The following is a 26599-nucleotide window of genomic DNA, read 5'->3' as shown; positions in this document are numbered from 1 at the left end:
ATAAACTCACACAGTTTCACATTTGCAGCCCATGATTTTTCGGGGTTGTCAGTTTTGCTACTTAACCCACTCTATGGTCGGGGGGATTTTTGCTCTTGCGGGCGTGACTCGATTCTCCACTGAGGAGGGGAGATTCAGCATTTTTGGAGGTCATCTCACGTAACCTGGGACGCATGAGGCTCGACAATATAACCCGCCCCTTGCTGGCGTCCTTTTTTGCCGCGGTCGCGTGGAGTGTTTTGGGTGGGCTAATCTTGCCGGAGCCCAACCTCGCCTACGACGAAGGAATTGCGTCGTGGATTGTGTCCATGCTGGTCTCAGTAATGCTGGTCGGAGCAATAGCCGTTTTCGCCGGTGATGGGTCGTTGGCTCGGGGGATGACCAGCGCGCGGAGCATTGTCGCAGCAGCTACCGGCGCAGGAATTGCCGCGCTTGGCGATCTGGCATTCCTATTTCTCACCACGCCGCCCGATGGTCAGGACGGCCTGGTCGTCGCATATGTCGTGTTCTTCTACGTCCCGCTACTATTTCTAGGCGGATGGGCCGCCAGTGCTGCGATTAATCGGATGCGTAGGTGGTACCGGCAAGTGAAGAAAGGAAGAGAGGCCTAGCCGTCGGCCGTGAGTTAGGCCTCTACCTTTGGAGTCGCCAGCGCTTGGTGTGTCAGGTTAAGGCCGACCATCGTAACCTGCCAGGCGCGGAGGGCGTTTTATAGGGGGCAGAGGCGATTGTCGACACCTTCATCGGACGTGAATCGGAATCGACAAATCGCCTAGCCCCAAGGGGATGGATTCTTTAGAACAGGCCAGTCGGGTTCTCGTCGTAAGAGACGAGCATGCACTTGGTCTCCTGGTAGTGCTCGAGCATCATCAAGTGATTCTCGCGGCCGATACCGGACTGCTTGTAACCGCCGAAGGCTGCGTGAGCAGGGTAGCTGTGGTAGTTATTCACCCACACGCGGCCAGCCTGGATACCGCGGGCAGCGCGGTAGGCGTTGTTCTGGTTGCGGCTCCACACGCCGGCGCCAAGACCGTAGATAGTGTCGTTGGCAATCTCGAGCGCCTCGTCCAGAGTCTTGAAGGTTGTCACGGCCAGCACCGGGCCGAAGATTTCCTCGCGGAAGAAACGCATCGAGTTGTTGCCCTTAAAGATCGTCGGCTCGACGTAGTAGCCTCCCTCCAATCCTTCGAGTTTGGCGACGTTGCCGCCGGTGAGAACCTCCGCGCCCTCCTTCGGCCCGGACTCCAAGTAGCCGGAGATTTTGTCCAGCTGCTCCTGGGAGGCCTGGGCGCCCATCTGTACTGACGTATCTAGCGGGTTGCCGGTCTTAATCTGCTTGACGCGCTCGACCGCGAGTTTCAGGAACTCATCAGCGATGTCTTCGTGGACCAGGGCTCGCGACGGGCAGGTGCAGACCTCGCCCTGGTTCAACGCGAACATGGCCAGGCCCTCGATGCACTTCTCGCGGAATGCGTCGTCGGCGTCCATGATGTCGGGGAAGAAGATGGATGGGGACTTGCCGCCGAGCTCCAGCGTGATTGGAATAATCTTGTCGGACACTGCCTTATTGATCACCTGGCCAACGGCAGTCGATCCGGTGAACGCAATCTTGGAGATCCGGTCGCTTGCGGTCAGCGCAGCACCGGCCTCGGTGCCGAGGCCATTGACGATGTTGAGGACGCCTTCCGGAAGCAGATCGGCGATGATCTCGGTGAGCATGAGGATCGACGCGGGGGTCTGCTCTGCGGGCTTGAGCACGATGCAGTTGCCGGCAGCGAGGGCCGGGGCGATCTTCCAAGCGGCCATCAGGAGGGGGAAGTTCCACGGGATGATCTGGCCGACGACGCCGAGTGGCTCGTGGAAGTGGTAGGCGACCGTGTTGTCGTCGATCTGCGAGATGCGCCCCTCCTGCGTGCGGGTGGCGCCGGCGAAGTAGCGGAAGTGGTCGATTGCGAGCGGGATGTCAGCGGCGAGGGTCTCGCGGATGGCCTTGCCGTTCTCCCAGGTCTCGGCGACGGCAATCTTCTCAAGGTTTTCCTCTATACGGTCCGCGATGCGGTGGAGGATCAGCGCCCGCTCGGCCGCAGGAACCGAGGCCCAGGAGTCCTTCGCTTTGTGTGCGGCGTCGAGGGCGAGCTCAATGTCTTTCTCGTTAGACCGCGGAACCCGGCAGAAAACCTCGCCCGTAACCGGGGTGGAGTTGTCCATGTATTGCCCGTCTACTGGAGGTGTCCACTTACCGCCGATGAAATTCTCGTACTGCTCCTTGTACGTGAAGATCGCATCGGGGGTGCCGGGGTTGGCGTAAACAGTCATGTAGACACTTCCTTTCGATAGGGAAACAACAAACGTATGAGCCAACATTAAGTTGTGACTCGTGCCACAATCAACACTTATTTTTTCATCGCTTTTGCGAGAGATACGATTGCTGCCGACCCTAAATTTGCCCCGACGTCGCCGTGAGAAATTCCAAAATTGCCCGCACGCGGCGGTTTTCCTCACCGGGCTCCAGATGCAGCTTCATAAAAATGTTGGACACGTGTTTCGCCACTGCCGCCCCGGAAAGCACGAGGTCATCGGCAATCTGCTTATTGGACTTGCCGCGTGCCATCAGCTCGAGCACTTCGCGTTCGCGCGCCGTTAAACTGGCTAGTCCCGATTTGCCGGACTGCATCAATGCCGTCGCCACATCAGGGTCAATCACCACGCCACCACCGGCGACGACTTCGAGCGAGCCCAAGAAGTCCAACACCTGGCCAACGCGGTCTTTGAGCAGATACCCGGTCCCGCCACTCGAGCTGCTGCCACTCGAGCCAACCCCAGTACCAACCCCAGCACTACCTCCAGCACCGCTCGACGAGAACAACTCGCGCGCATACGCCGGCGCCACATACTGCGACAGCACCATCACATTCAGCTGCGGATAACGCTCGCGCAACTCGACCGCCGCCCGCAGGCCGTCATCGCTCATCTTTGGAGGCATGCGCACATCGGTTATCACTAAATCTGGCAGCTCGCCCGTGTCATCAAAACGGTCATCGATGTCCGCCACCAGGCCGTGGGCAGTGTCGACCATCGCAATCACTTCATGTCCACGCTTTTCGACGAGCCCCGCGACCCCCTCCCGCAGGAGTGCCGAGTCATCCGCAATGACAATTTTCATTTCTTCTCCGCACCTTTCATTTCCACGTTTTCCATTTCTCCAATACCTGATTCCCAGCGGTTCAACATCAAAGGAATTCTGGCTATTACCTGCGTTGGCCCACCTTCGGGAGAGTGCATGGTCATCGCACCGTCGAAAGTGGCTAGACGCTCTTTCATACCCCGCAAACCGCGCCCCAATTTTGCGCCGCCAGGGCCTTGGTCCGTAATTGAAATATTCAGTGTTTGATCCGAGGTGAGCAGCACAGAAACAGGAGCGTTCGGTGCATATTTCGCCGCATTAGTCAGCACTTCTGCACAGAAAAAATACGCCGCGGCGAGCACACTTTCTTCCAATTCAGGCAGGGGATAGGGAGTGTGCACAACAACGTGAGGGCCGTATCCTTCAGCAATCTCTTCAACAGCCGCTTGCAGACCGCGATCGCGCAACACCTGCGGGTGAATTCCGTGGACTGTCCGCCGCAAAGCGCGTAATCCATCCTCCAAATGGCCGCGAGTTTCCGCGAGGAGCTGCATTAATTCCTCATTGCCAGTATTGGATGCCTCCAATTCTGCAAGTCCCAATTTCATTGAAGCCGCAACAATGTATTGCTGAGCTCCGTCGTGGAGGTCATTTTCAATGCGGCGACGTTCAATCTCGAAGGCTTCGGCAATTGTTCGTCGTGAAGCGGTAAGTTCGGCGATGCGAGCGGCGGCGGATTCCTCGTAGCTGCGTTTATGCGCTTTTTCGCGGCGGTTCGCGCCGATATATTTGCGGAAATAATCCTTCAGCTCCATAGTTTCCTATGGTACGAAAGCTCTGTCTACGGAGGAATTAATTTCCGGCATAGTAGACCTAGCACTACCGCAAAAGGAAAGTGGGCACGGTGTTGAAATCGCCTCCGTGCGAGTGAAATGAGTGCCATGACAGACAACAACAGCCCAAGAAACGCACGACTTTGTATTCGTGACATCACTAAGTCCTACAATTCCGCTCCCGTTCTCACCGGCATTTCGCTGACCATTGAGCCCGGCGAAACGGTTGCAGTCATGGGACCGTCAGGTTCTGGTAAGTCCACGCTGCTGCACTGCATGTCCGGCGTTTTGCTACCGGACGACGGCGACGTCATCTTCGGTGACACAAAGATCAGTTCGCTTTCCGACGCCGACCGCTCCGCCCTCCGCCTGCACGACTTCGGCTTCGTTTTTCAAGATGGCCAGCTCCTTCCCGAGCTGACTGCCAGGGAAAACGTTGCTCTGCCAATGATTCTGCAGGGCAAGAAGCGCTCGAAGTCACTCGCGCTTGCCGACGATGTCCTCAACCGCCTGGGGCTCAAGGACCTCACGCGCCGTCGCCCAGGACAGATGTCCGGCGGTCAAGCACAACGTGTGGCAATTGCCCGCGCGATGGCCGGCGAGCCAGGTGTCATCTTCGCCGATGAGCCGACTGGCGCGCTGGACCAGTCCACAGGCCATGAGGTCATGCAGCAGCTCACCGCGTTGGTGGAGCAGACTGGCACGACATTGGTGATGGTCACGCACGATGTGAAGGTGGCCGACTGGTGTCGTCGACGTGTGGAGATCCGCGATGGCCTGATTCACGACGACCGCATGCTGGCAGGAGCGGAGGTTACAAAGTGAGCACCGTAACTGAAGCAACAAAACCCCAGAGAATTCCTACCGGCGCACTAGCGGACTTGAGCACGCGGCTGCAGCGCGCCGGGCGTGAATCCCATTCGGGAAACGGCTGGCTGTCCGCATTGTCCGTGGTGGCCATGACCGTGAGTACCTGGTTGGCGTTGGTCGTCGTCGGTGGCACGGCGATGTTTTACCGCCGTTGGCAGGCTGAGCCAAAGCTGCCGCCGAACCCAACACCCGAGGATTACATGAATCAAGGTCAGGGCGAGATGTACCTGCAGCTGGCACTCGTGGCCTGTGTTTTTGTGATTCCGGCAATGGTTTCGCTCGTGGCACAGTCGGCGGTGCTTGGCGCTGCAGGACGTGAGCAGCGATTGGCAACTCTGCGCTTGATTGGTCTGTCTAACGGGGCAGTTACGCGCATGGTGATTATCGAAACCCTCGTATTGGCAGCTGTAGGGCTTGTCGTGGGCACGTTGTTGTCGGTGGCCACTGCGCCATTCTGGGCGATAATCAAGTTCGACAATGACTACCTGGATACCTGGGACATGTTGCTGCCCTGGTGGGGCTACCCGCTGGTCTGGGTTGCCGTGGTGCTCCTCGCACTCTTTGCCGCTGTGGTCGGTTTGCGAAGGGTGATGATTTCACCACTCGGCGTTAGCCGCAAGGAAGTGCCCAAGTCGATGAAGGCTTGGCGCATGATTGTGGCCGTTGTTATCGGTGCGATCGTCCTATACGTGATTGCCAACTCCAATATCGCGGGTGGAACCGTCACTGCCACGCTTGGTGTCGCAGCGATGATGTACCTGATGGTCTGGGCAATTGGCCTGGTGGCGCCTTTCTTTATCCAGCTTGTTGCCCGCATCTCCAGCTTCTTCGGTACTTCAAGTGATTTTGTGGCGACGCGACGAGTCGCGACTAACGCTAAGGAATCGTGGCGTCGAGTAAGTTCCATGGCCTTCCTGTCTCTGCTGCTTGGCTACACAATGATGGTGCCTGGCGAAGACAAGATTGAAGAGGTTGCAGATGTCACATTCGCGCACGATATTGCAACCGGTGTGACTATCACTTTCGTAATCGGTTTCATTCTGTTGCTGGTGTCAACGCTTTTGACTCAGGCCTCAGCCGTCTATGAAGAGGCATCGCTGACAAAGGCGCTGGACTTCATCGGGACGCCAATCAGCTTCCACCGCACGGTCACTTTCAAGCAGACATTCTTTCCCATGCTTGCGACCAGCATCTTCGGCTTTGTTATGGGTGCGCTGTTGGGAGCCACCATGTTCGGCCCGATTGCGAACGAAATCACGTTTGGTCAACGATCACTTGTTGTTGCGCTGGCGTACCTCGTGGGAGTTGTATCAGTTGGCGCTGTGACCTTGGCGGTTGATCCGCTTCGCCACAAGTTGCTGGGTCGACAGATTCGCCATAACGACTAGTCGCCATTAAAAGGGCAGTGGAGTGGCCGGGCAGTGGTGCTCGGTGCTCGGCCAGTTCCTTAGGGTTCAACTTGAGGATTAGAGCCTGTAACCAACTGTGGTTCATCTGATAACCAAGCATTCATCTCACAACCACGTAATTTCTACCTCTGACTTTTAGCCTGAGGGCATGCGTACCTACGTGCTTGATACCTCGGTCCTGCTGTCCGATCCCCACGCCACCAAGAAGTTCGATGAGCACCAAGTTGTGCTTCCGCTGGTCGTGGTGAGTGAGTTGGAGGCCAAGCGCCACCACCCAGAGCTGGGGTGGTTCGCCCGAGAAGCGCTCCGTTTCCTCGAAGAGCTGCGTTACCGCTACGGCCACCTGGACCGGCCTGTGCCCGCCAATGATCTTGGCGGGTTTATGCATATTGAGCTCAACCACTCCGATCCCTCCATCCTTCCCGCAGGCTTCCGCACCGCCGAAAACGATCACCGCATTCTCGCTTGCGCCCTCAATCTTCAGCACGATGGCCATGATGTCGTGCTGGTCACCAAAGACATTCCGCTTCGCGTCAAGGCTGGTGCGGTCGGCTTGCCTGCCGACGATTACCGCGCCCAGGACGTCGTTCTGACTGGGTACTCGGGAATGGTGGAAGTGGACGTCGACCCGGAGGAAATTGATCGTCTCTTCGCCAATGGGTTCCTTGAGCTCGAGCAGATCCAGGATCAGCCGCTGCACTGCGGCGTGCAGCTCAGCGCTGGTAGCCAGTCTGCGCTGGCACGGGTGAGCGCCCCGGGCGTCGTCAAGCTTGTGCGGGGCGATACGGAGGCGTTTGGCCTGAAGGGGCGGTCGGCGGAGCAGCGTGTGGCGCTTGACCTGCTGTTGGATGACTCGGTAGGGATTGTGTCCCTCGGCGGCCGAGCCGGTACGGGTAAGTCGGCGCTTGCGCTGTGCGCGGGACTGGAGTCGGTGCTGGAGCGCGGACTGCATCGCCGGATTGTGGTGTTCCGTCCGCTCTACGCGGTAGGTGGTCAGAACCTTGGCTACTTGCCAGGTAGTGAGGACGAAAAGATGAACCCGTGGGCGCAGGCTGTTTACGACACCCTGGAGGGATTGGTTTCAGACAACGTGATGGATGAGATTGCCTCGCGCGACATGCTGGAGGTACTGCCACTGACACACATTCGCGGTCGTAGCCTGCATGACAGCTTCGTGATTGTCGATGAGGCACAGTCGCTGGAGCGCAACGTACTGCTGACGGTGCTGTCGCGTCTTGGTAGCAATTCCCGGGTCATCCTTACGCACGATGTGGCGCAGCGTGACAACCTGCGCGTCGGCCGCCATGACGGCGTGCAGGCGGTGATTGAAAAACTCAAGGGCAACGAGCTTTTTGCACACATCACGCTGAAGCGCTCGGAGCGCTCGAAGATTGCGGAGCTCGTGACGGGGCTGCTCGATTAAGAGTAAGCTTGTGAGGCAGATACGTAGGAGCTGTTCCTGCGATTACTTTCACTCGGATCGTTCGGCACGTACCTGCCGATGAAAGGTTTGTATTCACATGGCTACTGTGACTTTTGCTGATGCCACTCGCATTTACCCTGGTGCGACGAAGCCTTCTGTGGACAAGTTCAACTTGGAAATTGCCGATGGCGAGTTCCTGGTTCTGGTGGGCCCCTCCGGTTGTGGTAAGTCCACAACACTGCGCATGCTTGCCGGTCTGGAAGAGGTCAATGAGGGCAAGATTTTCATTGGAGATCGTGATGTGACCAATGTCTCGCCTAAGGATCGCGATATTGCGATGGTCTTCCAGAACTACGCCCTGTACCCGCATATGACGGTGCGCGAGAACATGGGCTTCGCGCTCAAGATTGCTGGTGTGGACAAGGACGAGATTGACCGTCGTGTCGAAGAAGCTGCGAAGACCCTGGATCTAACTCAGTTCCTGGACCGTAAGCCTAAGGCTCTGTCCGGTGGTCAGCGTCAGCGTGTGGCAATGGGGCGTGCGATTGTGCGCAAGCCGCAGGTGTTCCTGATGGACGAGCCGTTGTCGAACCTGGACGCGAAGCTGCGTGTTCAAACCCGTACTCAGATTGCGGCCATGCAGCGTCGGATGGGTGTGACCACTATGTATGTCACCCACGACCAGACTGAGGCGCTGACCATGGGCGACCGCATCGCGGTCATTAACTTCGGTGTTCTGCAGCAGGTCGGTACTCCGCGGGAACTCTACGAAACCCCGGCAAACGAATTCGTCGCAGGCTTCATTGGTTCGCCTGCGATGAACTTGGGCACGTTCAACGTCTCTAATGGTTACGCCACGTTGGGTGAGGCCAAGATTAAGCTGCCGGAAGCCACACTTGCTGCAATCACGCCGGAGGATCAGAACCAGATTATCGTGGGCTTCCGTCCGGAGGCATTCGACCTGGTCGAGGGTCCGGGCGATGACGTCATTCCGGTGCAGGTTAACTTGGTCGAGGAGTTGGGCTCCGATGCATTCATGTATGGCGACCTCGTCGGTGGCGGAGCACTGAGCTCCGGATCTTCCTCTAACCCGGACGAAGAGGAACACGGTCAGGTGGTTATTCGTACCGCCCCGCGCACCGCGCCGAAGTTGGGCTCGGTAGTTTACGGCAAGATTCGTCCGGGCATGCTGCACCTGTTCTCGAAGTCGACTGGTATGCGCCTTCCGGCCTAAACTCTTTCGTTTAGATGAAATGAGTAGCTGGTAGGGCAGTGGGACAGTAAGACAGTTTTAGGAGCCACCGTGTCGGAAACTATGAAAATAGCCGCGACAACGGTGGCTTCAAAGCTTTTGCGCCTTCCTTGGCATATACCTCTGGAACAGTGGCCAGATGATTTGTTAGCCGCCTTGCCTCAGGGAATTTCGCGACACATTGTTCGATTCGTCAACTTAGATGACCGCGTCATTGCAGTGAAAGAAATTGGTGAGTTCACTGCTCATCATGAGTATCGAATGCTGCGTGACCTGGTCAGGCTCGGTGCTCCATCGGTTCGCCCGCTCGCGGTAATCACCGGCCGGAAGGATCCAGATGGCGAACCGTTAACTGCCGCACTCGTCACAGAACATCTCGAGTATTCGCTGCCGTATCGTGCAGTTTTTTCTCAACAGGTCACCCGCGAAACTGTGGTCCGCCTGATTGACTCGCTGGTAGTCCTGCTAGTTCGGTTACATCTCCTTGGTTTTTACTGGGGCGACGTGTCACTGTCGAACACGTTGTTTCGTCGTGACGCAGACGCTTTCTCCGCCTACCTTGTCGACGCGGAAACGGGAGATTTGCAAGGCACACTCTCAGATTCCCGCAGGCTTTACGACGTTGACGTTGCCCATACCAACATCATCGGAGAGCTCATGGATCTGCAGGCCGGCGGATTTCTCGATCCTGAGTTGGACGTAATTGCGGTGGGTAGGCGCATTATTGAGCGTTATGAGGACCTGTGGCAAGAGCTGACGGGGGAAGAATCTATTGGTGTTGAGGAGCCTTGGCTTGTCGATGAGCGGATTCGCAGGCTCAACGACCTCGGTTTCGATGTTGGCGAGCTGAAAGTCACCAGTGATGGTGGCCGCGTTGTGTTCCGACCACGAGTGGTTGACGCAGGGCATCACCATCGGCAGTTAATGCGACTGACGGGGTTGGATGTTCAAGAACGGCAAGCGAGGCGGATGCTCAATAGTATGCAGACCTTTCGGTTGGCGGAAGGTCTTGAAGGGGTTCCGCTAGAGCAGGTTGCGCACCGATGGCTGCGTGAAGTTTTCGAGGCCACAATCCTGGCTGTGCCCGAGGGGCTGCGTGGAAGGCTGCAGGATGCGCAGGTTTTCCACGAGGTCTTGGAGCATCGCTGGTACATGGCAGAAAAACGCCGTGCGGATGTGCCGCTTCAAGAAGCGGTGCAGAGCTACGTGGACCGAGTGTTGCCCGGGCATCGCGACGAGTCCGTATATCTTCCGGCGAGCGATGAGGTCGAGTAGCTCTCTAGAAGCAGACTGTCGAGCGTACGATTATTTCAAAAGTGACAAGTAAACGATCCGCCAGAATATTATAAAAATATACATTCAGGCCAAACAGGGGTGCTTTTGGTGGTCGGGTGGTTGTCGGGTCTGCGTGTGATTGTCGCGGCCAGGTGCTTACTTTGGTGCCGGTAGGCGGCTCTGTTCAGCGAAAACAGCTCGAAAACAGCTCAAAGTCTAGGTGTGCTTTCGAGAGCTTTTGCTATTTTTCTCCTTTGCATTTGTTCACAGCTGGCTGAAGGTCAACCTAAATTGGTTTTGGTCAAGTAAGATTTTGGTGAGACCGAATACCCGCGTGGGTGGCGTCGAAGTTCGCATGAAAGGCTACTTCTAGCCGCAGGGCGGGATAATCCAATTAGGCCACGGCTGCTGGCAAATATTCGTCCGAATTACTCGGAGGATGCCATTGAAGTGGCCTTTCTTCTCAAGGGAGAAAATATAGTGAAGAACTTCAAGCGCCTTTCAGCTCTGTGTGCAGCAGGCCTGATGGCAACCGCTGGTTTGGTTGCGTGCTCGAGTGATGATGCGGTTGCAGATGGTGGTGTCTACTTCCTTAACTTCAAGCCGGAGCAGGATGCCGCATATCAGAAGATTGCGAAGGCATACACTGACAAGACTGGTGTCCAGGTCAAGGTCGTTACCGCTGCTTCGAATTCCTATGAGCAAACTCTGAAGGCCGAGATTGGTAAAAAGGACGCGCCAACACTGTTCCAGGTCAATGGTCCGGCGGGCCTGCGTACTTGGCAGGAATACATGGCTGACATGTCTGACACTGAGATCGCACAAAACCTCAACGAGGGCATCGAGCCGCTGAAGGGCGAGGACGGCAAGGTATACGGCGTCCCGTTTGCAGTCGAGGGGTTTGGCCTGATTTATAACGAAGAGATCATGGACAAGTACTTCGCGCTGCCCGATGCCAAGGCCAAGAGCATCGACGAGATTAAGGCCTTCGGAAAGCTGAAGGAAGTCGCTGAGGACATGCAGGCCAAGAAGGACAAGCTGGGGATTTCCGGCACCTTCGCTTCCACCTCGCTCGCATCCGGTGAGGATTGGCGCTGGCAGACACACTTGGCCAACGGACCGGTTCATTATGAATTCGAGGACCTCGGCACCAAGGAAACCGCTGATGTGAAGTTCAAGTACAACAAGGAGTTCAAGAACCTCTTTGATCTGTACCTGAATAACTCCACTGTCGAAAAAACTCTGGCCCCGTCGAAGGCTGTGTCCGACTCGATGGCTGAATTCGCTCAGGGCAAGGCCGCTATGGTTCAGAATGGCAACTGGGCATGGTCCCAGATCAACGATGTCTCCGGCAACGTGGTCAAGCAGGACAAGATTAAGTTCATGCCTATGTACATGGGCCTGAAGGACGAGGATAAGACCGGCATCTCGGTTGGTACTGAGAACTACCTGACGGTCAACTCTAAGGCTTCGGAGGCTTCCCAAAAGGCAACGAAGGACTTCGTCAATTGGCTGTTCAACACCGATGAGGGCAAGAAGTACGTCGTCGAGGATCTCGGATTCATCGCTCCGTTCCAGAACTTCACTGAAGCCGACACTCCGAATGACCCGCTGGCCAAGGAGGTGGCCGCAGCAATTGAGAACGAGGACCTGACCACCATCCCGTGGGACTTCCAGTACTTCCCGTCTCAGCAGTTCAAGGATGATTTTGGCGCAGCGCTGGCGCAGTACGCTTCCGGAAAGATGCCGTGGGACAAGGTTGTCGAGACTTTCGCCGACAGCTGGAATGCGGAATCTCCGAACAATTAAATACCAGCAAATCAATGGTGATTCATTCCATCGGTGAGTGTGAAGCGAAAGCTTCTCGCGCATGAACAACCGACGGAATGAGTTCATCCAATGGCAAGGCGGAGCTCGGGGCTCGGTGACCTGTTAAACCGGTCTCGAGGCACCGGGCTCCGCCTTTAGCTTTAGGAGCGGTGTTGTAGATGCAAGCAACATTGAAAAAGTATTTCCCAATTTTCGTGCTACCCACGCTGATTGCCTTTGCAATCGCGTTCCTGGTGCCGTTCGTTATCGGTTTCTTCCTATCATTTACTGACTTCACAACCATCACTAATGCGCAGTGGGTTGGTATCGAGAACTACCAGAAGGCCTTTAGTGAGCGCGAGGGCTTCGTCGCTTCCTTCGGGTTCACTCTCATGGTGGTTGTTGTTTCCATCATTACTGTGAACTTGTTCGCGTTCTGGATCGCATGGATTCTGACGCGCAAGCTGAAGGGCACGAACTTCTTCCGCACAGTCTTCTTCATGCCGAACCTTATCGGTGGCATTGTGCTCGGTTACACCTGGCAGTCGATGATTAACGCCGTGCTGGCATCGTACGGTACGACGATTGTGTCCGACTGGAAGTTCGGTTACGCCGGTCTGATCATCCTCATCAACTGGCAGCTGGTCGGTTACATGATGATTATCTATATTGCCGGTCTGCAGAATGTCCCGCCGGAGCTCATCGAAGCTGCGGAGATTGATGGCGCTGGACGCTGGGAGATCCTGCGGCACGTTACTATCCCGATGGTCATGCCATCGATTACCATTTGCCTCTTCTTGACCCTGTCGAACACTTTCAAACTCTTCGACCAAAACTTGGCCCTGACCAATGGTGCGCCGGGTTCAGAGACAGAAATGGTTGCTCTGAACATCGTCAACACCATGTTCAACCGAATTGGTGTGGAGGGCGTTGGTCAAGCCAAGGCAGTAATTTTCGTCGTCGTGGTCGTAGCGATCGCGATGCTGCAGCTGCGTGCTACTCGCAGCAAGGAAGTGGAGGCATAAATGTCTGTCGACGCTGCAATGACCACTGAAACGGCCACCAAGCTCCCCAAGGCCAAGCCCGCTAAGCAGGACGAGGCCAAGGTGGGAGGCGTATCTAAGGTCATCATCTACGCGATTCTGGTGTTTTTGACCGTCGTGTTCTTGGGGCCAATCGCGTTCATTATCTTCAACTCGTTCAAGTCCAAGTTCGCAATTTCAGATAACCCCTTCCAGCTGCCACTAGGTGACATGTGGGTCGGGTTCGAAAACTACGCCGTCGGCCTGATGAAGGAGGGCTTCGGCTGGGCGATCGTGTGGTCCTTTGTCATCACGATCCTCTCGGTTATTGCGATTGTGTTCTTCTCTGCGATGACGGCTTACTACATCACGCGAGTGAAGACGTGGTGGACCTCGCTGCTGTATTACCTGTTTGTGTTCTCGATGGTCATCCCGTTCCAGATGGTGATGTTCCCGACCGTCAAGATCGCCGACATGCTGCATTTGAACAACCCAATCGGCATTGTGGTTCTCTACTTGGGCTTTGGCTCCGGCCTGTCGGTATTCATGTTTGCCGGCTTCATCAAGTCCATCCCGATTGACATCGAGGAAGCCGCGATGATTGATGGCGCATCTCCGATGCAGAACTACTTCCGCATCGTTTTGCCCATGCTCAAGCCGACTGCAGTGACAGTCGCCATTCTGAACGCAATGTGGGTTTGGAACGACTACCTGCTGCCGTACCTGGTCATCGGCCTGTCCACTAAGTACAAGACCATCCCGGTTGTCGTGCAGAGCTTCGTTGGTTCCAACGGTAACCGTGACCTTGGCGCGATGATGGCAATGCTGGTGCTCGCAATCATTCCGATTGTGATCTTCTACGTCGCCACCCAGAAGCACATTATCGAGGGTGTTGCTGCGGGTGCCGTTAAGGGATAGTCGCCTAAGCGTTAGCGCATAGGGCGCCAAGCACCGTGTTTTACGAAAGCGAAAGCCTCAACCGCGTAGGTTGAGGCTTTCGTCTGTTAATCAGCCTTTATTAGGATATGAACCCGTGGATAGATTTTTCAGCACCGATACAAAGTTCTACGCAGCCTGGTCGCTGTTAGCAGACCTTGTAATCATCAACCTGCTGATGATCGTCGCATCCATCCCGATAGTCACTGCAGGCGCCGCAACTCGCGCTGGGGTAGTGGTCGCTCGCGATATGGTCCGTGACGAAGGCTCAAGGCCCGTACGGCGCTTCTTGCGCGCACTGCTGGACAATTGGCGCACACCAACCGTGTGGTGGCTATTCACCGTGGTTCTCGCCGGAGCCATTGGCTATGAGTTTTACGTTATTTCCCGCGCGGACCTCGGCACTGTCGGCCTAATCTTCGCCGCAGGAGTTACCTCCGGGGCGCTAATACTGCTGGGAATTACCGCCTGGGTCTACTCGCTGTGCTCGCTTTCCGACGGTCAGTCGTCGCTACGCCGAACCCTGGCAACGGCCACCAGCATGACCGTCAAAAACCTGCCGCGGACTGCGCTCGCAGTTTTGGCGCTTCTCATCGTGCCCGCGGCCATATTCTTTTTCCCGGCGAAAATCTACGCGATTGCTACCTATGTCTTCCTCATCGGGTACGCGTTGAGTTGGTACTTGGTGATGCTGGCGCTTGAGCCCGTTCTGCTAGACAATGCTGGGTAGGTTCTCCCACTGGCTCCACTGTCCCGACTGGCACTGACTTAATCGGTGCCAGCTCGCACACCCGGCCGCTGACGACCCTTAACCCTCGTACTCTTTCACAGAGGGAAAATCCTCCGCCTCGACCATCTCCAGCAGTTTTTCGCGGCGCACAAAAGCGGAGCATGCGCCGACGGCCTGTACGGCTGCCGCACCTGCTGCGGTGGCCAGGGGGACGGCGTCGTAAAGCGAGGTGCCCTTAGCCAGTTCCGCGGTAAGCGTGCCGACGAACGCATCACCGGAGCCAGTGCCGTCGACAATCTTCTCCTCTGGCAGCTTAAGCGCGGGGTGCTCATAGATTGTCGGCTCGTCGTCGAGACCGTCGGAGTGCTGTGCGAAGAGACAGCCGTGGTCGCCCCGGAGCATGACGACACTGGGGCAGTACTGCAGAAGTGCCTCGAGCTGTGCGCGGTAGTCGGTAGCGCGGATGCCCTCGGCGATGTCCAGGCGACGGATTGTTTCCCAGGCGCCCTTCATGTTGACGATCAGCGGATCTGCATGGTCAATCAGCGCAGGTGTAACGGTTACGACCGGATTGAGGTTCAGCACTAGACGCGCGCTGTACATGGATGCGACGGACGCGATGGCCTCAGTTGCTTCCGGTAGTAGCTCGCCTTGCGCGAGCACTACATCCGCTGATGCGAACTCGTCGACGAAATCGGTGGGGTCGGTTAGCGCATCGGCACCGCGCTGGACAAAAATCACCGGGCGACCCTTGCGGTTCGTTGCGACGAAAGCGCTGCCGGTCGGCAAATCCCAGGAAGTCTGAATGGAGTGGACATCTACGCCGTGTGCGTTGAGTTCCTCGACCACGAAATCCGCTGCGCGGTCCTCGCCAACAGTTCCGGCCATGATCGCACGGACACCGTTATAAGCGATAGCAACGGCCTGGTTGGCGCCCTTGCCGCCCAGCATATTAGTGCCGTCATCAACGATGAGCGTGCCACCTTCTGCGGGTACGCTATCGACCTGTACCAGGGTATCTAGGTGGATAGATCCACATACAACAACTGTTGGATTCTCATTCAGGTCAGGAATCGGCTGCATAAAAAATAGGATAGTCGGGAATTCAAATCCGTGTTGGCGGCCCGAGTTTACAGCCGTCAGAGCCCGCGAATCGATGCCCTACAATCGATGGCTATGGCAAAACTGTACTTCCGCTACGGAACCATGAACAGCGGAAAATCCATCGAGGTCCTCCGCGTCGCCCACAACTACCGCGAGCGCGATATGCGACCGTTGATCGCCAAGCCAGCCGTGGATACTTTGGCTGATGGTGACGTGCACTCCCGCATCGGAATCGCGGAACGCGCGCACCTCGTCCACGACGGCGATGACCTCTCCTCGCTTGCCGACGGCCACGATTGCCTTATCATCGATGAGGCACAGTTTCTTACCCCTGACCAGGTCGATCAGTTGCTGGGCATTACCCTTCGCGGTACCCCGGTGCTCTGCTACGGCCTGCGTACCGACTCTCGCACCCATGCCTTTCCAGGCTCCCAGCGATTGCTCGAAGTTGCCCACACCATTGAGGAAATTAAGACAATCTGCACTTGTGGGCAGAAGGCCATCTTTACTGCACGGTTGAATCCGGACGGCAGCATTATCCTCGACGGCGAAACCGTGGAAATTGAGGCACTCGAAGCGCCGAAGTACATCTCCCTGTGCGCCAGCTGTTACAACCGGATGTCGGGGAAGTGGGCGTGAGTAGAGCCCGGAGTTTTTAGTGCCCCCAGCAGGGCTCGAACCTGCGACAAAAGGATTATGAGTCCTCTGCTCTAACCGACTGAGCTATAGGGGCAAGGATTGGGCACTGTGAAGTGACAATTAAGCACTATGAACCAGTGCCCAAAACCTCATAGCATCATAGCAATCTGCCACCGTGCGGTGATAAAAGCCCTATAGACAGCGGGTCCTGCTGCCATTGCGTGGGGTCAATGAAGCTAAGTGTTTCCGTGCCGACGAAGGTAATCCCTGTACTCAACGGAGCTGAACCTTCCGCAAAGTTACGACTTTCGGTTGATGAATCAGTCCTAGGACGCTTCTAGCATTAATCATATGAGTACAAAACCTTCCTTGAGCAGCGCCGACGTCTCAGCCGACGCACAACCCGGTGTCACAGCGAAAGTGAAGGGCACCACCGCCACGGCGATCGCCAGCGAGGAGCAAATCGCCGAGTTTGCGGTGTCACCACAGCGCTGGTGGGGTTTGCTCGTGCTCGCGGTTGGCCTCGGCATGATTGTCCTGGACGGCACCATCGTTGGTGTTTCATTGCCGACCATCATTTCGGAGTTGGGCCTCGACATCGTCGGCGCGCAGTGGATCACCACAATCTACTCTGTCGTCTTTGCCGCGCTGCTGCTAACCTCTGGCCGTGCTGGTGACCGCTTCGGCCGTCGAACGCTTTTCCTCGTCGGCTTGGTCATCTTCACGGTCGGTTCCATCGTTGCGGCACTTTCCACCGCCTTGGCTCCACTGGTCATAGCCCGAGTTATCCAGGGCATTGGTGGCGCCTGCATCCTGCCGTCAACACTGTCCAGCGTGAACGCGCTGTTCCGTGACAAAGATCGTGCCACCGCATTCGGCATTTGGGGCGCGGTCATGTCAGGTGCGGCAGCAGTCGGCCCGCTCCTAGGCGGCGTGCTCACTCAATTCGCTGGTTGGGAAGCCATCTTCTGGGTCAATGTGCCCATCGCAGTGGTGCTTTTCGTCCTTGCGCTGCGCTGGGTGCCGAACACCGCGGGTGATGCCAATGGCGCGGGTGGCTTCGATGTCCTTGGCCTGGTGCTGTCTGGAATCGGCTTTGGTGCCGTGGTATTCGGCATCATCCAGGGCGCCAAGATAGGGTTCGCTTTTCCCTCCGCACCCGTCGTCACGCTCTTAGTTGGTGCGGTGGTGCTTGTCGCCTTCGTGCTGTGGGAAAACCGTCGTCGGAGGAACGCGGATCCCGCGCTGTTGGATGTGTCGATGTTCTCCTACGCCACATTCAGCTGGGGGAATACGACGGCGATGCTCGTCGCTGTGGGGGAGTTCGCGCTGGTCTTCGTGCTGCCGCTCTACTTGGTGTCGGCGATTGGCTTATCGACGATCGCAACCGGCCTGGTCCTGGCAGCAATGGCTCTCGGTGCGTTCTTCGCAGGTGCCATGGCGCGTCATCTGGCAGCTCGGATTACCCCGGCAGGTGTGGTGATTGTGGGCCTTGGTCTCGAGGTCTTTGGTTCGCTGCAGTTGGCGGCCGAAGAGCGCGTTGACCTGCCGCTGTGGCTGGTTGTGTTTGCATTGATTGTCTACGGTCTGGGTCTTGGTCTGGCATCGGCGCAGCTGACCTCGTTGGTGCTTGGCGATATTCCGGTGCGTCTGTCGGGGCAGGCATCGGCAACGCAGTCGACAATTCGGCAGATTGGTTCGGCGCTCGGTGCTGCGCTCGGTGGTATGGCGCTGACGATTGGGCTGGATCGTGAGATCGCGAAGCTGTCGCCGGGCCTGGAGCAGATGGGGCAGGGGCTGAAGGATTCCGCTGGCTCGATGCTGATTGGTCTGCGTGCGCAGGGTGCTCCCGACGGTGTGTTGGTGCCGCTGACAAATGCGTTTGCACATGCCACGCAGTTTGCGCTGTATTCCGCTGTCGGCGCGTTGACTATTGGCTTCCTCTGCTCGCTGAAGGTACTGCAGTTGCGCAGGCAGGCTGAGAAATCGAATTAGCGATGTGGAATATTCGGGTGAGGGGCCGTGTTGGAAATTGGTGTCACAACATCAATCGTGGCAGTCTTATCGTTTGTCTCTTAACCGGACTTGCTAGATAGAAATGACCAACATGAAAATGCTCACAAAGCGGCGTTGGCTCGATTACGGCCGAATCTCCACTTCCTCCTGTCGCTAAACACTTCGGGGCTTCCGCCTCGCTGCGCCTGTCTCTTCGAGGCTGAGCTCAGCGGCCTCGGATCCCGTCGCGCGCATTTGTCAGACGGCATAAGGCGCGGCACAAGTGTTTTCAGAGAAATAAAACTCCAGGAGGAAAAGTGAATAAATTTAAATGGGCGACCGGCTTCGGTGCCCAAGTTGTCTATGGCCTGATTATTGGTCTCATTTTGGGCTTCATGGCCCGCAGTACTGGCGATGACTCCTCGCTGCGCACAGCGCTCGACGAGGTCGGCAGTACCTACGTCACGCTGTTGAAGCTGCTCATCCCGCCACTAGTTGTCACCGCAGTCGTAGTGTCGATTGCCAACCTGCGTCAGGTCGCAGGTGCAGCCAAGCTGGCTGTTTCGACACTGATTTGGTTTGCCATTACGTCCTTTGTATCGGTGGTCATCGCCATCGTGCTGGGCTTGGTCATCAAACCGGGCGTTAACTCTGGTGTGGATGCCTCGGCAGCGCAAGAGCCGAGTTCCGTGGGCTCCTGGTGGGGATTCCTGCAGAGCATTGTCCCGCAGAACTTCCTCGGCCTTGGCGTGAAGATCAGCGAATCTGACGGTGCTGTATCTGGATCGCTGAACTTCAACGTCCTGCAGCTGCTGGTCATCGCGATTGTCTTCGGTGTCGCCGCAGTGAAGGTTGGCCCGAAGGCTGAGCCATTCATCGAGTTTTCCGGCTCTCTTTTGACCATCGTGCAGAAGGTCCTGTGGTGGGTCATCCGTCTGGCACCGATTGGTACCGCAGCCCTCATCGGCCACGCCGTCGCTGAGTATGGCTGGGAAGCGCTCGGCAGCCTGGGCAAGTTCGCCATTGCTATTTACGTTGGCCTGTTCCTGGTCATTGCAGTCGTGTACCCAGTCGTGCTGAAGATTCATGGCATTAGCCCAATCGACTTCTTCCGTCGCGTCTGGCCAGTGACCTCGCTCGGCTTCTTCACCCGTTCGTCTATGGGCGTCATGCCAGTCACTGAGCGCGTTGTCTCCCGTCGTCTGGCAGTGCCGGATGAGTACGCCTCCTTCGCCGTACCGCTGGGCGCCACCACGAAGATGGATGGTTGCGCCGCCATTTACCCGGCTATCGCGGCTATCTTCGTCTCGCAGTTCTACGGTGTGCCGTTGGACTTCACGGACTACCTGCTCATCATTTTCGTCTCCGTCATCGGTTCGGCTGCAACTGCTGGCACCACCGGCGCTACCGTCATGCTGACCCTGACCCTGTCGACCCTTGGCCTGCCACTCGCCGGTGTCGGCCTCCTGCTGGCTGTCGAGCCGATCGTGGATATGGGCCGCACTGCGGTGAACGTCACCGGTCAGGCTGTGGTCCCGTTGGTCGTCGCAAAGCGTGCGGGAATCTGGGACAAGGACGAGTGGGACGCCAGCGCCAACGCCGACCTGTCGCCAGCCGACGAGTCGGACGACGAGTCTGCAGACGCGCCTGCTGAGAAGTCCGAGTCCGCCGAAAAGTCCGAGTCCGCCACGCTTGCGTAGTCTTGAGGCCATGACTTCTTGGAAGCCCTCTGTTCTTGCGCAAGTTGATCAGTGGCCAGTTGACACGGTCGCGGCTGCCGTGCGTGCCGATGATGGCAGTTGGCACACCCACGGTGATAGCGGTCGCGTTTTTGAGCTCGCTAGCGTGACCAAGTTACTGGCCGCTGTGGGCATGCTTGTGGCCGTCGAAGAGGGCGCGGTGGAGCTCGACCAAGAGCTCACGCCACCCGGTCACGGCGCGACTGTGCGTCACCTTCTGGCACACGCCGGCGGGGTGGGCTTTGCCAGCCGCGAGCTGGAAAAAGAACCAGGGGAGCGGCGCATTTACTCCTCCGCGGGCTTTGACATCATCGCCGATGCCATCGCTGCGGAGGCAGAGATGCCGTTTAGTGAATACCTGCGCCAGGCCGTGTTTGAGCCGCTGGGGATGTCAGATTCCGTGCTGGATGGCTCGGCAGGGCATGGCGCGCGCAGCAGTGTCGCTAATCTCATGGCCTTCGTCGATGAGGTTCTCGCCCCTACTCTGCTGCATCCCGATACCGTGACCGAAGCGTTGACCGTGCAGTTCCCGGGCCTGAATGGTGTCGTGCCGGGCTATGGTATGCAACGTCCGGCCGATTGGGGTCTGGGCTTTGAGATTTTCGGACACCCCGATTCCAAGCAGGGGCTGTGGTTTGGTGCTTCGATGCCCAAGGATGTCGCAGGCCACTTCGGGCAGGCGGGCACATTCCTGTGGTTGCATCGTCCAACCGGGCGGGCGGCGATCGCTTTAACCGATCGAGCCTTCGGCGAATGGGCTAAGCCGCTGTGGACTGACTTCAACGATGAACTATGGCGTGAACTGGAAGAACACGCTAAAGATTAAGGGGATATGAGCTAAGTCGGCGTCGCTTGCGGCGCCGATTTTTCGTCTCAGCGCTAAATCACATCTGGGGGATTAAGGACAACTTGAGGGTTGCCAGCAGCCGTCTCGGAAATAACAATCATAAACACGTGCAACGCAAACCTCAGAAGTGTTGTTTTACCGCAGTGCTTTTTCTGCAGTGTGGCAAGTGTCGTTGGATGAGTTCGTAGGGGAAGACGAATCTCGTCTTACACCAATTGACCGCAACTTTTCCGAGGACCTTCGTCTATGCGCACCCAACTTTCAGGCGTCCTGTGGATTCACAGCATGCCAGGGCCGCTGCAACCACACATCACGTGGGCGCTGGCCCGACTCAGCATGCCCGATGGCACTAAGCCAGGCCGGGATATTTGGCGTGCGACCGACCAGGATGCCACTTTGTGCGCCGAGGTGCCTTTCACTGCAAGTGCTGACACCATCGCCACACTGGTGGACAACCTGGCTAGGTGGCCCCGCCTCTATTTCGAGCTGGCGCAAGACCCAGCCGTGGATGATGACGGCTACGCCATCGATGGCATGCGCTACTGCCATACCCCGCAGCTGGGGACTTTCGCCGGACAGACCGATGCCGCCGGAAACATCGTGGTCAACGAGGATGCGCTGCGTTCCATCATGGCACGCGGCGGCGACATCGCAGGCGCCCTCGACGCGGCCATCGGCGGGCCGTGGGATCGCGTGTTAGAGCCGATGCGCATGATGACGGCAGGCTACGCCCCCGAAGAGTGCTTTACGACGTCTACCCCTGCCGGACCCGACAGTGCCAGCGGCAACTCGACCGCTGGCAACGCAGACCTCGGTGGGGTAGAGGCAGCTAACGTGCTGCAGCTCTACCCGCGCCGGGCGGCGATGTAGTCAACTACATCGCCAAGGGTCTTAAACGAGGAAATGTCCTCGTCCTCAATGCGAACTCCCAGCTCTTCCTCACAGCGGACGGCCAACTCTACGACGCTCAAGCGGTCAAAGCCGTAGTCGGTCAGCGGAGTGGAGAGCTCTAAGGACTCCACCGCGTCGTTAGCCATCTTTTTGACGATTGCCGCGACCTCTCCGTGAAGACCTGCGGGCAGGTCAGCGTCGGCGGAACCCTTCTTCGAGCCCGCGTTCGCTGCATTGGGTGAGGCATCGTCAGCGTCACCGGCGCCGGTGACCTGTGTGCCCAGTAGGGCGCTGAGCTGATCTCCAAGGCTAGAGGTCATTATTCAGCGTCCTGAGTGGTTGCGGTTGGGTCGGTAATCTGCAGCTCTTCGGCTGCTTCCTGGGCGACACTCTTGTCGAGCTTGCCAGCGCGTGCCAGTGCGGCCAGGGCCGCAACAGCGACTGACTCGCCGTCGGAGTTGAAATAGCGGCGAGCGGCCGGACGGGTATCCGAGAAGCCGTAGCCGTCGGTGCCGAGGACGGTGTAGTCCCCCGGAACCCACTTGCGAATCTGCTCCGGGACCGCACGCTGGAAATCAGTCACCGCGATGAACGGCCCATCGGTGTCGGACAGCTGGCGGGTAACGAAGGCGTCCTCGACCTCTTCAGCCGGGTTGTGCAGACGCTCAGTGTCACGCTCGTGTCCATCGCGAGCCAGCTCATTCCACGAAGTCACCGAGTAAATCGAGGAAGCCACACCGTAGTCTTCCAGGATGTCCGCGGCGCGCAGCGCCTCCTGCATGCCAATGCCGGAAGCCAGCAGGTTGACGTGCTTGTCGCCCTCGGCCTTGCGGAAGCGGTAGATACCGCCAAGCAGCCCTTCGACATCGAGGTCTTCCGGGACAGCCGGCTGCGAAGTCGGCTCATTGTAGATAGTCAGGTAGTAGATGACATCTTCGCCGCGCTCCGGACCATACATGCGGTCGATACCGTCGCAGACGATGTAAGCAATCTCGTAGCCGAATGCTGGGTCGTAGGAGACCACGGACGGGTTCGTAGCTGCCAGCAGCTGGGAGTGACCGTCCATGTGCTGCAGGCCTTCACCTGTCAGCGTCGTGCGACCGGCGGTGGCGCCGAGTAGGAAGCCGCGGGACATTTGGTCACCGGCAGCCCAGATGGAGTCAGCCGTGCGCTGGAAACCGAACATCGAGTAGAAGATGTAGAGCGGAATCATGGCCACGCCATGGGTGGCGTACGCCGAGCCGACAGCGGTAAACGACCCCACAGAGCCCGCCTCGGAAATGCCCTCGTGCAGAATCTGACCGTCCTTCGCTTCCTTGTAGGACAGCATCAGTTCATGGTCGACCGGAGTGTAGTTCTGGCCGTGCGGGTTGTAGATCTTCAGCGTCGGGAACCAGGAGTCCATGCCGAAGGTGCGGGCCTCATCAGGGATGATAGGCACGAAGCGGTCCTTGAGATCCTTATCGCGCATCAGGTCCCTGAAAACACGCACCGTCGCCATAGTGGTGGCAACCTTTTGTTTACCTGATCCCTTGAGGAGGTTTTTCAGGGTTTCCGGCTTTGGCGTTGTCAGTGGTTCGTAGCTAGTGCGACGCTCCGGCACGAAACCGCCGAGTTCCTTGCGGCGCTCCAGCATGTACTGCACTTCCTCGGACTCTGGGCCCGGGTTGTAGTATGGCGGCAGGTAGGGATCCTTCTCCAGCTCCTCGTCGGAGATCGGAATGCGCTGGTTATCGCGGAAAAGCTTCAGATCATCGAGCGTCAGCTTCTTCATCTGGTGGGTCGCGTTGCGGCCCTCGAAGTTATGGCCGAGGCCATAACCCTTAACCGTGTGCGCCAGAATGACGGTCGGCTGATCCTTGGTCTCCAAGGCTTTCTTGTAGGCAGCGTAAATCTTGCGGTAGTCGTGGCCACCGCGACGGAGGTTCCAAATCTCCTCGTCGGTCATGTCCTCGACCAGCTTGGCAGTGCGCGGGTCACGGCCGAAGAAGTGCTCGCGCACCCAAGCGCCGTTGTTAGCCTTCAGCGTCTGGTAGTCGCCATCGCAGAACTTATTCATCAGGTCGACTAGTGCGCCGTCCTTGTCCTTAGCGAAGAGCTCGTCCCACTCGCGGCCCCAAACGACCTTGATGACATTCCAACCAGCGCCGCGGAAGAACGACTCCAGCTCCTGGATGATGCTGGTGTTGCCGCGCACCGGACCGTCGAGGCGTTGCAGGTTACAGTTAATGACGAATGTCAGGTTATCCAGGTTGTTCAGCGCCGCATGCTGAATGGCGCCACGAGATTCCGGCTCGTCCATTTCGCCGTCACCGAGGAAGGCCCAAACGTGCTGCTGGGAGGTGTCCTTGATGCCGCGGTCATGCAGGTAGCGGTTGAAGCGTGCCTGGTAGATGGCGTTGAGCGGACCAAGGCCCATGGACACCGTCGGGAACTCCCAGAATTCTGGCATGCCATGCGGGTGCGGGTAGGAGGGAAGGCCCTTGCTCTTGCCGAGGGAGACTTCCTGACGGAAACCGTCGAGGTCCTCTTCGGTCAGACGCCCCTCTAGGAATGCGCGGGCGTACATACCCGGCGAAGCGTGGCCCTGGAAGAAGACGTGGTCACCGCCGCCTGGGTGGTTTTTGCCGCGGAAGAAGTGGTTAAAGCCGACCTCGTAAAGCGGTGCGGCGCCCGCATAGGTGGAGATATGTCCGCCCACGCCGATACCCGGACGCTGTGCGCGATGGACCATAATTGCCGCATTCCAGCGAATCCACTTGCGGTAGCGGCGCTCAATGTCCTCATCGCCTGGGAATTCTGGCTCCATCTCAGTTGGGATGGTGTTGACGAGGTCTGTCGAGGTCAGCGGCGGTAGAGCCACGCGCTTTGCCGTGGCACGTTCCAGCAGGCGCAGCATGAGGAAACGTGCGCGCTCCGGACCTGCCTCTTCTAACAGTCCGTCGAGAGACTCAAGCCACTCCTTGGTCTCTTCAGGATCTGCATCCGTGAGATAGGAGGCGACCCCATCACGGATAAGGGCAAAGTTTGACTCATCAGAGTGGGCTTGTGGCGTACCCGACGAGGTATCGGACATTGTGAGCTCCTTTCAGTCCCTGAAGGAAAGGCAAAGGTTATTTTTCTCCACTCTACGTCTGAATCGTTTGTTGTGCCCCTAGCCGTTTCTTGCACACGCTTTCACCGAACAATCCGGTCGGCTTTACGACGAACATTGCGAAGAACACTGCGAAAACTGCACCTTTTTGGGGAAATTCTTATTTTGCAGCTGTGAAAAATGTATTTGAGCGGTAAAATTTCCCCACATAGCTCGAAAAATCGAGCTGGATATTTTTTCTAGAGGAGGAAAAGGGAAGTGGTCAACGCCACAGGCGCTGCTCATGAATATGCGAGCAGGCTCGGCATCAAGGAAGGTCAGCTAGTCCAGGAGGTTGGCTGGGATACGGACTGTGACTCAGCGATCAGTGAGTCGGTCGAGAATTTCCTGGATGCAGACCTGCTCGACGAAGACACGGATGAGGTTGTCGACGTCGTATTGCTGTGGTGGCGTGAAGAAGACGGCGACTTGGTCGATGGTCTTGTGGATGCTTCCCGCCCTTTGGAGGATGAAGGCCGCGTTTGGTTGCTCACGCCGGGTGCTGGTCAGCCGGGTGCCATTGATCCTGGTGTGATTGACGAGTCCGCACAGCTGGCAGGTTTCTCCAACACCTCGGCGCTTCGTCTGGGGGATTGGCAGGGCAATTGCCTGGTGCAGCGCTCTAGCTAGCCGGTTCTAGCTGATTGGCTTTAGCTAATCAGCTAAATTTGGCCACTAGCTGAGCTGTTGCTGGGTAGGGCTGCCGTGAGGCGGGCTGTCGTCGTTGAGAAAGTCTGCTTAAATAAACTGGATAAACGCTGTGTGTAGTGCGAAATTGGCAATCTATGTTTGCCGTGTGTTAAAGTTTCGCAGCAGCGCGGCGATAGCTCAGCGGTAGAGCTCTGGTTTTACACACCAGCGGTCGGGGGTTCGAAACCCTCTCGCCGCACAGTCATAATCCGTCCGGATTCTCGTAATGGAGAAACCGGGCGGATTTTTGTTTGTGCTAAACTCCCGGTCTGTGCGTTTTACCAAATCGCTAGTAACCATCATTGTTGCCGGATCTCTACTTGCGGGCCCACAGGCCTACGCAATTGGAGGAGACGGTAAACCAGTAATCGACGCTGCCACCTGTAAGGCAATGGTCAAAGCCGCAAATGCAGGCGAGCCGGTGGAGGATCCATCGATTCTTCATCTCTCCGACAAGATGCCTTCCTACCTTGCCGACGGCACCCTGGACTACGTTGTTGCTCCAGACTTTCCGTACCGCGCGCAGCTGGACGCTGCTGCCCAAGAGTGGAATGAAAAGCTCGGTGGCAAGGTCGTGCTCCGGGAAGTGACCAAAGACAAAGCTGATTCGGATACCGTGAGCGTTCGCTACGTGCCTAAGCCGAACTCGCACGTTTTGGCTTCTGCATCGGAAATTAGTAAAGAAATGACGGTTTTCGTTACTTCCACACTCTATCCTGATGCAATTCGCAGCACGCTTGCACACGAGTTTGGGCACCTACTCGGTATCCGGCACACCTGTGATTACACCTTGATGGCTGCATCTTCGCACCGTCATCCGGCAGCACATGTCACTCCGCTCGATGTCGTAGCCGTTCTGCAGGGACAGTTCGATTAAA

The 26599-nt window shown here is 57.4% G+C and carries 23 protein-coding genes and 2 tRNA genes; 18 read left to right on the top strand and 7 right to left on the bottom strand.

The features are described from left to right. Positions 1–173: 173 nt before the first annotated feature. Complete coding sequence (locus HMPREF2857_RS10220) at positions 174–611, top strand: hypothetical protein (RefSeq protein ID WP_070644135.1); 438 nt, start codon at positions 174–176, stop codon at positions 609–611. Positions 612–795: 184 nt separating this feature from the next. Here the strand turns inward: HMPREF2857_RS10220 and HMPREF2857_RS10215 are convergent, their stop codons facing one another. The 3 genes from HMPREF2857_RS10215 to HMPREF2857_RS10205 form a co-directional block, all read right to left on the bottom strand. Then, positions 796–2316: an acetaldehyde dehydrogenase ExaC gene (locus HMPREF2857_RS10215; protein ID WP_070644133.1), complete on the bottom strand. Its 1521-nt coding sequence runs from the start codon at positions 2314–2316 to the stop codon at positions 796–798. Positions 2317–2437: 121 nt separating this feature from the next. Further along, complete coding sequence (locus tag HMPREF2857_RS10210) at positions 2438–3163, bottom strand: LuxR C-terminal-related transcriptional regulator (RefSeq protein WP_005511017.1); 726 nt, start codon at positions 3161–3163, stop codon at positions 2438–2440. Then, positions 3160–3939, bottom strand: coding sequence for a sensor histidine kinase (locus HMPREF2857_RS10205; protein WP_083310560.1), 780 nt, complete (start codon positions 3937–3939; stop codon positions 3160–3162). The genes HMPREF2857_RS10210 and HMPREF2857_RS10205 overlap by 4 nt, the downstream gene beginning before the upstream one ends. A gap of 126 nt (positions 3940–4065) precedes the next feature. Between HMPREF2857_RS10205 and HMPREF2857_RS10200 the strand changes: the two genes are divergently transcribed. The 9 genes from HMPREF2857_RS10200 (at position 4066) to HMPREF2857_RS10160 (ending at position 14683) form a co-directional block, all read left to right on the top strand. After that, complete coding sequence (locus HMPREF2857_RS10200) at positions 4066–4782, top strand: ABC transporter ATP-binding protein (protein WP_083310559.1); 717 nt, start codon at positions 4066–4068, stop codon at positions 4780–4782. Then, the gene (locus tag HMPREF2857_RS10195) at positions 4779–6215 is read left to right on the top strand and encodes an FtsX-like permease family protein (protein ID WP_070566909.1); all 1437 of its coding nucleotides are present in this window, start codon (positions 4779–4781) and stop codon (positions 6213–6215) included. Before HMPREF2857_RS10200 ends, HMPREF2857_RS10195 begins: the two co-directional genes overlap by 4 nt. 169 nt (positions 6216–6384) lie before the next feature. Further along, positions 6385–7659 (top strand): PhoH family protein, encoded by a 1275-nt coding sequence (locus tag HMPREF2857_RS10190; protein ID WP_042388806.1) that lies wholly within the window; start codon positions 6385–6387, stop codon positions 7657–7659. 97 nt (positions 7660–7756) lie between these two features. After that, positions 7757–8893: an ABC transporter ATP-binding protein gene (locus HMPREF2857_RS10185; protein ID WP_016423093.1), complete on the top strand. Its 1137-nt coding sequence runs from the start codon at positions 7757–7759 to the stop codon at positions 8891–8893. A gap of 81 nt (positions 8894–8974) precedes the next feature. Next, on the top strand, positions 8975–10186 hold the full coding sequence (locus tag HMPREF2857_RS10180; protein WP_172620277.1) for a DUF4032 domain-containing protein: 1212 nt from the start codon (positions 8975–8977) through the stop codon (positions 10184–10186). Between the two features lie 525 nt (positions 10187–10711). Further along, positions 10712–11995, top strand: a complete 1284-nt coding sequence (locus HMPREF2857_RS10175; protein WP_088611979.1) for an ABC transporter substrate-binding protein — start codon at positions 10712–10714, stop codon at positions 11993–11995. Between the two features lie 179 nt (positions 11996–12174). Then, positions 12175–13020, top strand: coding sequence for a carbohydrate ABC transporter permease (locus HMPREF2857_RS10170; protein ID WP_016423090.1), 846 nt, complete (start codon positions 12175–12177; stop codon positions 13018–13020). Positions 13021–13038: 18 nt separating this feature from the next. Then, a complete protein-coding gene (locus HMPREF2857_RS10165; RefSeq protein ID WP_042389412.1) occupies positions 13039–13935 on the top strand; it encodes a carbohydrate ABC transporter permease in 897 nt (298 codons plus the stop codon). A gap of 115 nt (positions 13936–14050) precedes the next feature. After that, positions 14051–14683, top strand: coding sequence for a MusI family membrane protein (locus HMPREF2857_RS10160; protein WP_070644128.1), 633 nt, complete (start codon positions 14051–14053; stop codon positions 14681–14683). Positions 14684–14761: 78 nt separating this feature from the next. Here HMPREF2857_RS10160 and HMPREF2857_RS10155 read toward each other — a convergent pair whose 3' ends face one another. Then, entirely contained in the window at positions 14762–15766 is a 1005-nt protein-coding gene (locus tag HMPREF2857_RS10155; protein ID WP_016423087.1) for a PfkB family carbohydrate kinase, read from the bottom strand. Positions 15767–15859: 93 nt separating this feature from the next. On the opposite strand from HMPREF2857_RS10155, the gene HMPREF2857_RS10150 reads away from it, so the two are divergent. Continuing rightward, positions 15860–16426, top strand: coding sequence for a thymidine kinase (locus tag HMPREF2857_RS10150; RefSeq protein ID WP_070644150.1), 567 nt, complete (start codon positions 15860–15862; stop codon positions 16424–16426). Positions 16427–16446: 20 nt separating this feature from the next. Here the strand turns inward: HMPREF2857_RS10150 and HMPREF2857_RS10145 are convergent. Beyond that, positions 16447–16520: transfer RNA gene (locus HMPREF2857_RS10145), tRNA-Ile, on the bottom strand. Between the two features lie 257 nt (positions 16521–16777). Here HMPREF2857_RS10145 and HMPREF2857_RS10140 point away from each other — a divergent pair. The 4 genes from HMPREF2857_RS10140 to HMPREF2857_RS10125 all read left to right on the top strand — a co-directional run bounded on the left by HMPREF2857_RS10140 (position 16778) and on the right by HMPREF2857_RS10125 (position 21877). Then, positions 16778–18421, top strand: coding sequence for a DHA2 family efflux MFS transporter permease subunit (locus HMPREF2857_RS10140; RefSeq protein ID WP_083310557.1), 1644 nt, complete (start codon positions 16778–16780; stop codon positions 18419–18421). 317 nt (positions 18422–18738) lie between these two features. Next, positions 18739–20121 (top strand): dicarboxylate/amino acid:cation symporter, encoded by a 1383-nt coding sequence (locus HMPREF2857_RS10135; RefSeq protein WP_070644125.1) that lies wholly within the window; start codon positions 18739–18741, stop codon positions 20119–20121. Between the two features lie 10 nt (positions 20122–20131). Then, positions 20132–20986: a serine hydrolase domain-containing protein gene (locus HMPREF2857_RS10130; RefSeq protein WP_070644124.1), complete on the top strand. Its 855-nt coding sequence runs from the start codon at positions 20132–20134 to the stop codon at positions 20984–20986. A gap of 267 nt (positions 20987–21253) precedes the next feature. Next, on the top strand, positions 21254–21877 hold the full coding sequence (locus HMPREF2857_RS10125; protein ID WP_069359222.1) for a DUF3145 family protein: 624 nt from the start codon (positions 21254–21256) through the stop codon (positions 21875–21877). On the opposite strand, the gene HMPREF2857_RS11000 is transcribed toward HMPREF2857_RS10125, so the two are convergent. After that, complete coding sequence (locus tag HMPREF2857_RS11000) at positions 21853–22218, bottom strand: acyl carrier protein (RefSeq protein ID WP_083229221.1); 366 nt, start codon at positions 22216–22218, stop codon at positions 21853–21855. The two genes, HMPREF2857_RS10125 and HMPREF2857_RS11000, sit on opposite strands and share 25 nt — an antisense overlap. Continuing rightward, positions 22218–24974, bottom strand: a complete 2757-nt coding sequence (gene aceE, locus HMPREF2857_RS10115; RefSeq protein ID WP_070644118.1) for a pyruvate dehydrogenase (acetyl-transferring), homodimeric type — start codon at positions 24972–24974, stop codon at positions 22218–22220. Before aceE ends, HMPREF2857_RS11000 begins: the two co-directional genes overlap by 1 nt. A gap of 276 nt (positions 24975–25250) precedes the next feature. On the opposite strand from aceE, the gene HMPREF2857_RS10110 reads away from it, so the two are divergent. The 3 genes from HMPREF2857_RS10110 (at position 25251) to HMPREF2857_RS10100 (ending at position 26598) form a co-directional block, all read left to right on the top strand. After that, entirely contained in the window at positions 25251–25661 is a 411-nt protein-coding gene (locus HMPREF2857_RS10110; protein ID WP_005511050.1) for a DUF3052 domain-containing protein, read from the top strand. Between the two features lie 187 nt (positions 25662–25848). After that, positions 25849–25920 (top strand) — tRNA-Val (locus HMPREF2857_RS10105). 72 nt (positions 25921–25992) lie between these two features. After that, the gene (locus HMPREF2857_RS10100) at positions 25993–26598 is read left to right on the top strand and encodes a zinc metalloprotease (protein ID WP_141698021.1); all 606 of its coding nucleotides are present in this window, start codon (positions 25993–25995) and stop codon (positions 26596–26598) included. Position 26599: the final 1 nt, after the last annotated feature.

It is taken from the genome of Corynebacterium sp. HMSC076C10 (genome assembly GCF_001812455.1).
GTDB classification, from domain to species: Bacteria; Actinomycetota; Actinomycetes; order Mycobacteriales; family Mycobacteriaceae; genus Corynebacterium; species Corynebacterium jeikeium_D.
This window is presented reverse-complemented; position numbering and strand designations above follow the sequence as displayed.

Excerpts from the sequence above, each read along its gene's own strand:
- HMPREF2857_RS10220 (WP_070644135.1), top strand. The coding sequence starts at position 174 with ATGAGGCTCGACAATATAACCCGCCCCTTGCTGGCGTCCTTTTTTGCC.
- HMPREF2857_RS10215 (WP_070644133.1), bottom strand. The coding sequence starts at position 2,316 with ATGACTGTTTACGCCAACCCCGGCACCCCCGATGCGATCTTCACGTAC.
- HMPREF2857_RS10210 (WP_005511017.1), bottom strand. The coding sequence starts at position 3,163 with ATGAAAATTGTCATTGCGGATGACTCGGCACTCCTGCGGGAGGGGGTC.
- HMPREF2857_RS10205 (WP_083310560.1), bottom strand. The coding sequence starts at position 3,939 with ATGGAGCTGAAGGATTATTTCCGCAAATATATCGGCGCGAACCGCCGC.
- HMPREF2857_RS10200 (WP_083310559.1), top strand. The coding sequence starts at position 4,066 with ATGACAGACAACAACAGCCCAAGAAACGCACGACTTTGTATTCGTGAC.
- HMPREF2857_RS10190 (WP_042388806.1), top strand. The coding sequence starts at position 6,385 with ATGCGTACCTACGTGCTTGATACCTCGGTCCTGCTGTCCGATCCCCAC.
- HMPREF2857_RS10185 (WP_016423093.1), top strand. The coding sequence starts at position 7,757 with ATGGCTACTGTGACTTTTGCTGATGCCACTCGCATTTACCCTGGTGCG.
- HMPREF2857_RS10180 (WP_172620277.1), top strand. The coding sequence starts at position 8,975 with ATGAAAATAGCCGCGACAACGGTGGCTTCAAAGCTTTTGCGCCTTCCT.
- HMPREF2857_RS10175 (WP_088611979.1), top strand. The coding sequence starts at position 10,712 with ATGGCAACCGCTGGTTTGGTTGCGTGCTCGAGTGATGATGCGGTTGCA.
- HMPREF2857_RS10170 (WP_016423090.1), top strand. The coding sequence starts at position 12,175 with ATGCAAGCAACATTGAAAAAGTATTTCCCAATTTTCGTGCTACCCACG.
- HMPREF2857_RS10165 (WP_042389412.1), top strand. The coding sequence starts at position 13,039 with ATGACCACTGAAACGGCCACCAAGCTCCCCAAGGCCAAGCCCGCTAAG.
- HMPREF2857_RS10155 (WP_016423087.1), bottom strand. The coding sequence starts at position 15,766 with ATGCAGCCGATTCCTGACCTGAATGAGAATCCAACAGTTGTTGTATGT.
- HMPREF2857_RS10150 (WP_070644150.1), top strand. The coding sequence starts at position 15,860 with ATGGCAAAACTGTACTTCCGCTACGGAACCATGAACAGCGGAAAATCC.
- HMPREF2857_RS10140 (WP_083310557.1), top strand. The coding sequence starts at position 16,778 with ATGAGTACAAAACCTTCCTTGAGCAGCGCCGACGTCTCAGCCGACGCA.
- HMPREF2857_RS10130 (WP_070644124.1), top strand. The coding sequence starts at position 20,132 with ATGACTTCTTGGAAGCCCTCTGTTCTTGCGCAAGTTGATCAGTGGCCA.
- HMPREF2857_RS10125 (WP_069359222.1), top strand. The coding sequence starts at position 21,254 with ATGCGCACCCAACTTTCAGGCGTCCTGTGGATTCACAGCATGCCAGGG.
- HMPREF2857_RS11000 (WP_083229221.1), bottom strand. The coding sequence starts at position 22,218 with ATGACCTCTAGCCTTGGAGATCAGCTCAGCGCCCTACTGGGCACACAG.
- aceE (WP_070644118.1), bottom strand. The coding sequence starts at position 24,974 with ATGTCCGATACCTCGTCGGGTACGCCACAAGCCCACTCTGATGAGTCA.